The organism is Cyanobium sp. HWJ4-Hawea (assembly GCF_024345815.1).
Classification (GTDB): domain Bacteria; phylum Cyanobacteriota; class Cyanobacteriia; order PCC-6307; family Cyanobiaceae; genus Cyanobium_A.
Map to the genome: position 1 here is coordinate 1 of NZ_JAGQBV010000086.1, position 6,213 is coordinate 6,213.

The 6,213-nt window shown below is 48.0% G+C and carries 5 protein-coding genes; 4 read left to right on the forward strand and 1 reads right to left on the reverse strand.

What is annotated here, in order from left to right; all coding sequences use genetic code 11:
- The 4 genes from KBY58_RS12655 to KBY58_RS12670 form a co-directional block, all read left to right on the forward strand.
- Positions 1–698, forward strand: a 698-nt coding sequence (locus tag KBY58_RS12655; protein WP_255004673.1) for a GtrA family protein, incomplete at its 5' end; no start/stop codon positions are given.
- A gap of 7 nt (positions 699–705) precedes the next feature.
- Positions 706–2,541: an ArnT family glycosyltransferase gene (locus tag KBY58_RS12660; protein WP_255004674.1), complete on the forward strand. Its 1,836-nt coding sequence runs from the start codon at positions 706–708 to the stop codon at positions 2,539–2,541.
- Between the two features lie 107 nt (positions 2,542–2,648).
- On the forward strand, positions 2,649–4,097 hold the full coding sequence (locus KBY58_RS12665) for an ArnT family glycosyltransferase (RefSeq protein ID WP_255004675.1): 1,449 nt from the start codon (positions 2,649–2,651) through the stop codon (positions 4,095–4,097).
- Between the two features lie 4 nt (positions 4,098–4,101).
- Positions 4,102–5,385 (forward strand): ChbG/HpnK family deacetylase, encoded by a 1,284-nt coding sequence (locus KBY58_RS12670; RefSeq protein ID WP_255004676.1) that lies wholly within the window; start codon positions 4,102–4,104, stop codon positions 5,383–5,385.
- Positions 5,386–5,407: 22 nt separating this feature from the next.
- Here the strand turns inward: KBY58_RS12670 and KBY58_RS12675 are convergent, their stop codons facing one another.
- Positions 5,408–6,208, reverse strand: coding sequence for a glycosyltransferase family 2 protein (locus tag KBY58_RS12675; RefSeq protein WP_315858066.1), 801 nt, complete (start codon positions 6,206–6,208; stop codon positions 5,408–5,410).
- Positions 6,209–6,213: the final 5 nt, after the last annotated feature.

Consider the following 6,213-nt stretch of genomic DNA (forward strand, 5'->3'; position numbering starts at 1 on the left):
GAAGAGAATTTGGCTCTAATTGGGCAAATGCCACTGCCAGATTCAGCCTGCCCGATGTCTATGGGAACCTCACGGATCCCATGAGCGGATTTTTTACCCTTCACCTGAATAGGGTCATGGGCCTGATAAGGGGAGTTGATGTCAACGGGTTCAAGTTCCTCTATGAGCTATTGGCCGTTAGCAGGGGCAGCCTGCGCGTGAGAGATGTCCCCTTAACTTTTCAGCCGCGTCACTATGGCAGTTCAAAATTAGATTTGGCAATCTTCTGGGACTTTTTGATTTCAATTTTGCATAGCCTTAGTTTTCGAATCCTGCCAAGAAGGGCCATAAGTTTTGCGATTGTAGGAGCAAGCGGGGTGGTGGTTCAATTAATGGTTACCCAGCTATTAATGCTTGATCAGCGCATCGCATTCGAGAAGGCTTTGCCATGGGCTGTTATTACAGCTGCCACCTCAAATTACCTTGTAAACAATGCATTGACCTTTAGATTTCAGAGGCTTAAGGGGCTTGGCTTAGTTCGTGGCTTAATTAAGTTTCTGCTGGTGGCTTCCCTGCCCGTAGTTGCGAATGTTGGGGTTGCTTCTGCATTCCATCGATTTGTTTCTAGTGATCTGGTTGGAGCTCAAATGGCAGGGATATTAGTTGTGTTCGTTTGGAATTATGCCGCTTCTAGCCGGTTTGTTTGGAACACCCCCTAGGAAGTCCATGATCAATTCTCTCGGTAAATGGTGTGAGGTTGAAGGACGTCGACCTGCACTAGCTGGCTTTTTGGCTTTGCTTGGTTTATGCATCTTGGTCTTTTGGAACCAGCTGGGAAGCTTGGGCTTGATGGATAAAACTGAGGGTTTATTTGTTGAGATTCCTCGACAAATGCTGCTCTCTGGAGACTGGATCACCCCCAGATGGAATGGCGAAACCTTTTTCGACTACCCAGTCTGGGGCTACTGGATGGTTGCCCTCAGCTTTCGTGTATTTGGTGTGACGGAATGGGCGGCTAGGTGTCCAACAGCCTTATCAGCCACGGTCACGGTTTTGGCCCTTTTTGGGATTGTCTTGAGGTTGGGATCCCGGGAGGAGTCGAGTCGCAATCGCGTTGGCAGAGCAACCTTGGCAGGCACCTTGCTTGCCCTTTCACCGGGTTGGATTGGTTGGGCCAGGGCTTCAGTTACAGATATGTTTCTTGCAAGTGCCATTTCCCTGGCTCTGTTGGGCTTTCTTCTGGCCTACTTAGCTGGATCTTGCCTGAACCAGCGAAAAATCGGTCATGTCACCTTGGCATTATTTTGCGGCATTGCAGTGATGGCAAAGGGGCCCGTGGGCCTGTTGCTGCCAGGTTTAGTAATCATTGGTTTTTTGTTTCTAAAAGGTCAACTTTTCTCTGAGATTCGCGCTACTCCTTGGATTCCGTTGGTTTCCCTCTTCCTTGGGGTAACACTGCCTTGGTATGTGGCGGCTACCCAGGCAAATGGGTGGGAGTTTTTACAACGTTTTATTGGATATAGTAATTTTCAGCGCTTCACGTCTGTTCTTTATTCTCACCCAGGACCACCATGGTTCTATTTGCCTTGGTTGCTTTTATTGATGTTGCCATGGTCCCTGTTTTTGCCGGTCGCACTGGTCAGGCTTCGCTTTTGGCAGCTCAGCAAATGGAGGCAAAATAGATCGGAAAGCGATGTTGCATTGTTTGCTGTGCTGTGGATAACATTGATCTTTCTTTTCTTTTCTTTGGCTTCAACTAAGCTCCCCGGCTACATATTGCCAGTTCTACCGGCTGGTGCATTGACGGTTTCTCTCCTGTTTCAGCCATTTCAACCCGATCGTCCATTTGGCAGAGGCCTGGTAATTACTGGCTGGATCAACTCTGGCCTATTGGCTGTTTCTTCATTGGCGATTGTCCTACTGCCGCGATTTCTACGTCCCATTCCTGATTTCCCCAATTTTAATCGGGCGCTTCTTAGCGCTCTGAACCCTGTTGCAATCAGCATTTACCTCGCCCTACTCTCGGGCGCAATAATATTTCTCTCGATAAGGCCAGGTCGTCTTCCGTTTATTTGGGTTCCAAACGCAGTCGTGCTGCTATCTGCCATTACCTTTTCCCTACCTTTAGTTTCTCCAATAGTCGATCGAGAACGCCTTAAGCCAGTGCGTGAACTTGCCCGTATTGCTGGTGATATTTCAGCACCAGATCAACCCATTGTTGTTGTTGGTTTCAAACGCTATAGTTCCATTTTTTATTCGAATAGAAGCGCTTTATTTGTGCGAAAGTCTGATCAGGTTTTTGAGGCTTATATTGGTAAGCAGGCCGCCTTGAAAAACGAACCGGAGTTTGATAGTAGATCTATTAACAGTGATCAGTCAGTTTTAGTTTTGGGCACCGGTAGGGAGTTGAAGGAATTTGGCTTTTCTGGTGAGGGGTTTGGCCTTAATTCCTTGGCTTACCCCTATTCAATCTCCTTATATGGAGAGACCTGTAGTCTCATCGCCCGACGAAGTTCACATTTGCTGATCAGATGTCCCCTGCAAGTATTTTTTAAGCACTAGGACTGATCATTATTTAATAATCATTTTTTCGTAGCATGAAAACAAGGCTGGACTGGAATCTTTCTGCACTTAGGAGTTGGATCCACGGCAATCCCCTTTTGGCCCTAGTGGCGGCCATTGCCATGGTGAGGTTGGCAATGTTGGCTACATATCCCCTTATGGATACCACTGAAGCTCGCTATGCCGATATTGCTCAAATTATGGCCGATAAGAATGATTGGATAACCCCGTGGTTTCGGCCTGGTGTTCCATTCTGGGGTAAGCCACCGTTGTCATTTTGGGCTACCGTCATTAGCTTTAAGTTATTCGGTGCTAACGAGTTTACTGCCCGCTTTCCCCATTGGATTCTGGGGATAATTGGTGGTTGGTTTGTCTGGGATCTTGGCATTCGTCGCTCAAAACGGGAGGCCGTCATAGCTATCTCCTTGTTAAGTGGATGTTTGATTTATTATTTTGCTTCTGGTGCAGTAATGACCGACATGGCCCTAACCCTTGGGCTAGTTGTATCAATGTGGAGCTTTTGGTTGAGTGTCCAATCTGCTTCTGAGTATCCTCGAAGCGGTGGTGTTATTTGGTTATTTTTTGTTAGCTTGGGTTGGGGTTTATTGGCAAAGGGACCCCTGGCCATAGTACTTGCCTTTCTTGCCATAGGTGCCTGGCTACTTTTCAATCGATCATTTTTCCCTGCTGTAGTTAGATTGCCCTGGATCAGAGGTCCCCTACTTAGTCTTTTGGTTGCAGCTCCCTGGTATTGGGCAGCCGAGGCTAAGACCCCTGGCTTTCTAAATTACTTTTTGATTGGGGAGCATATCAATCGCTTCCTAGTCCCCGGCTGGAATGGGGACTTGTATGGCAATGCCCATCATCATGCCCATGGAACTATATGGATATATTTGATTTACATGCTCATCCCTTGGACAATCCTGCTTCCACTTTTTCTCTTCTACCGTAATCGCAGATTGAGTTTGCCGATCTCCCAGCATCAAGCTCCATTTGCTGTTGCGGGCGACGACGGCTGGAGAAACTATTTGCTTTGTTGGGGCTTAGCACCTGCCGTATTTTTTACTTTCTCTAGAAATATCATCATGCCCTATGTATTGCCAGGCATCCCGGCGTTGGCCTTGCTAGGTGGTTACTATCTTGTCCGCTTTGATCCTGCAAGGGTTGATCGGCTGCTTACCCTCGGCTTGAGAATCATATTGATCGGCTCTTTACTATTCATGCTTGTTTTCCCGTTGACAGGTTACGGTGAGCGTAAATCACAACGATCACTAGTTAATGTATATTCACGATTAAGTCAACCTGGATCCCGTTTGGTTTACTGGGATCAATATCCATTTTCGGCTGGATTTTACAGTAGGGATAGGGTGGTTTCCGTTTTTGACAAGCAACAACTTACGGCCCAGCTTGATCAGCCTGGTCGTTTGTATCTGGCATTGGGACGTGGTGATCAATCCCTTCTTCAGAGTTCGGAATTTGTTGGTAAGTTTGACAGGATCAAGGATTTTCGCCGTTATTCCCTGTATCGTGAAAGTATTGCTTCAGCTAAGACTTAAGCCCATGTTTGCAGACCTGGGGAAATATGGATTGGTGGGCGTGCTTGCCGCTCTACTGCATGCGTTTATATTATTAGCTCTTTCGGGATTGGGTTTTTATTTGCCGCTGGCCAACCTGCTGGCTTTGCTATCAGCTTCAATCTGGAGTTTTGTTGCTCACTCCAGATTTAGCTTTAAGAAGCAAACCGGTGGTCGTCTTTTCCCCAGGCCTTGGCTCGCACTGCAGTTGATAGTTAACGTAGTTCTTAGCATTCTTTTGCCAATTGCTTTAGGGGCATTTGCCCGATCACTGGCTGCAACGGTCCTGTTGGTATTGACCCCAACAGTTGTAAATTACCTGGTTTGGAATTCTGCGGCTCGCCATACTGCTCGTCTACATTCTTTGCCTAAGCCTGATTTTGTCTTGCCCGTGCGTTTCCATGCTGATGATCTAGGCCTGGCAAAATTTGTCAACGAAGCAATTTTTGAGCTGTTTGATCGCCACCAACTTGATAGTGCCAGCCTGATGGTGTCCGCCCCTGCTCTTGAGCATGCCCTAGCAGGTTGGCGTAGGCGTCCCCAAATGGAATTGGCCCTTCACCTTGTGCTTACGGAGGGTCCCCCAACTGCCCCTGTCCACCTCATCCCCGATTTAGTTGATGGTAAGGGAAACCTATGTTTGGGTTTTGGTTTTTTATTAATGGCTTCCGTTATGCCCCTTTCCAGATCGCGCCGGCTTTTCCAGCAAATCGGCATTGAAATTCAGGCCCAGATTTCTAAATATAAGCAATTAACCGGCAGGACCTCTTTCTCCCTTGATGGTCACCAACACGTGCATTTGTTGCCAATTGTCTGGCGTCAATTGCTTAGGCTTCCTCCATCGATGCGACCAACTTGGATCCGCACTATTAATGAACCATGGCCGCCAGGATTGGCCTACAAATTCTGGCTTTCGGCCCTAGGCCATGGCGGCGTTGTTAAGAGCTTAGTTTTGAAATACTTGAATAGCGTCATTACACCTGTTTTGGCTACCGAGCAGATCTCTACCAATGGGTCTTTTTCAGGAGTCCTATTCACTGGCCGCATGGCCGGAGCTCCTCTTGCTGCCTGCCTCAAAAAACTTAGGCAGGTTTCAGTTTCGTCTGCTTCTACCCCTTCCCTGTTGCTAGTTCACCCGGCCTTTATTGATGGGGATCGTCCCTCAAACCTCGAGGTGATAGATCCCAGTTACCATCTGTCTCGTAGGTTTTATGCTTCACCTTGGCGCCAGAGGGAGTTCGAGTCGCTGGCCTGTTTAATCCGTAAATGAGTTGGGAATTTGGCTTACGTGACTAGAACTTTTTCTTAATCTTTCTAGACTTCTTCGGGACGCTGCCATCAACTGCTCTGACTAAATAGTTTGGTCGAGTTTTGACCTCCAGAAAGATGCGGCCGATGTACTCCCCAAGGATACCAATGCCAATCAGTTGAATACCGCCTAAAAATGTAATTGCTACAATAAGGCTTGGAAAGCCTGCCACGTCTATGCCGTAGAGCATCGTGTGGATTGCAAAGTAGATCGAGTAGAGCACGCTTGTGGCTGAAATAAATGCACCTATCCCTGACCAGACCTTCAGGGGGACCAGTGAAAAGCCAAAAATGCCATCAAGGGCATAGTTCCAGAGACTGGATAAATTCCAGGATGTTTGGCCACTACCTCTAGTTGGACAGGCATAGTAAACGTCTACATTTTCAAAGCCAATCCAGGGGAATAGCCCCTTTGAGAACCTACCCCCCTCCCTTAGTTGGGTAAGGGAATTCAGGGCCGGAGCACTCAGCAGTCGGTAATCGCCCGCCCCATCCACCAGTTGAATCGAATCGACCAGGTGGTTAAACAGTGAGTAAAACCAATGGGCACTGGTGGCCTTAATCCCCGATTCTCCCTGACGATCCCGCCGGATTGCCGTAACTATTTCTGCCCCAGCCTGGAAGGCCGCCACCATTTCAAGCAGAAGTTCTGGCGGATGTTGGAGGTCTGAGTCCATGAGAACTGCTGCATCGCACCTGCCTTTGGCAAAGTCGAGGCCGGCCAGCATTGCCGCCTCCTTGCCGAAGTTTCGGGTTAGGGAGATGAGGCTGATTTGGCAATTGATGCCTT